General features: G+C 64.1%; 1 protein-coding gene. It reads left to right on the forward strand.

The annotated features are described in order from the left end of the window. Positions 1–1,156 (forward strand): beta-ketoacyl-ACP synthase II (fabF, locus tag RMO15_RS26705; protein WP_309719992.1); only part of this gene is annotated, 1,156 nt, incomplete at its 5' end. Positions 1,157–1,210: the final 54 nt, after the last annotated feature.

Raw genomic sequence — 1,210 nt, forward strand, 5'->3', positions numbered from 1 at the left:
CGCCGGGGTTTGCGGGGTCGGGCCGATCACGCTCTTTGATACGGAGCGCTTCGATGTCAAGATCGCCGCTGAGGTCAAGGGCTTTGATCCCACGGCCTACATGGACCGCAAAGAAGCCAAGCGCATGGACCGCTTTGTCCAGTTTGCCGTCGCCGCCTCGCTGCTGGCGCTGGAAGACGCGGGCCTGAGTGTCACCGATCAAAACGCTGAGCGCGTGGGTGTGGTAATTGGCTCGGGCATCGGCGGCTTGCAGACTTTAGAAGACCAGGTGCGCATATTAGTGGAGAAAGGCCCCAGCCGCGTCTCGCCGTTTCTGGTGCCGATGATGATTGGGAACATGGCCTCGGGGCACGTCTCGATCTTGACCGGCGCAAAAGGCCCCAACTCCTGTACGACCACGGCGTGCGCCTCCAGTGCCCATGCTCTGGGCGATAGCCTGGAGATTCTGCGACGGGGTGCCGCCGATGTGATGATCACGGGTGGGGCCGAGGCGGGCGTCGTGCCGGTCTCCATCGCGGGTTTCTCCAACATGAAGGCCATGGCCTCCAACTTCAACGACAACCCGACGGCGGCATCGCGGCCCTTTGATGCCAACCGCTCGGGCTTTGTGATTGGGGAGGGCGCGGGGATCATGATCCTCGAGACCCTGGAGCACGCGGAGGCACGCGGAGCGCATATCTACGCCGAGATCGCAGGCTACGGGATGACGGCAGATGCCTACCACATGAGCTCGCCCCCGCCCGATGGCAACGGCGTCGCCCGTGCCCTGAGCTACGCCCTCAAGAACGCGGGGCTTGAGCCAGAACAAGTCCAGCATGTCAACGCCCACGCCACGTCCACGCCCCTGGGAGACAAAGCCGAGATCGCGGCGCTACGCTCGGTGTTTGGCGATCACTTTGACAGCCTCGCCGTCTGCGCCACCAAGTCCATGACGGGCCACTTGCTCGGCGGCGCAGGAGGCATTGAAGCCGCTGCCACCGTTCTCTCGATTGCGGAGAGCCTGGTGCCCCCCACCATCAACTACGACACCCCCGACCCCGACTGCGTGGTGGACTGCGTCCCCGGTGTCGCCCGCAAGATGAACGTGGACGTGGCCGTGTGCAACAACTTCGGCTTTGGCGGTCACAACGCCGTGCTGGTCTTTAAGAAAGTCTGAGGATTACCCTCCCTCCCCCCAGCCCCCTCCCTCCCGATAACGGGAGGGAGGGGG

The organism is Armatimonas sp. (assembly GCF_031410135.1).
In the GTDB taxonomy this organism is placed as follows: Bacteria; Armatimonadota; Armatimonadia; order Armatimonadales; family Armatimonadaceae; genus Armatimonas.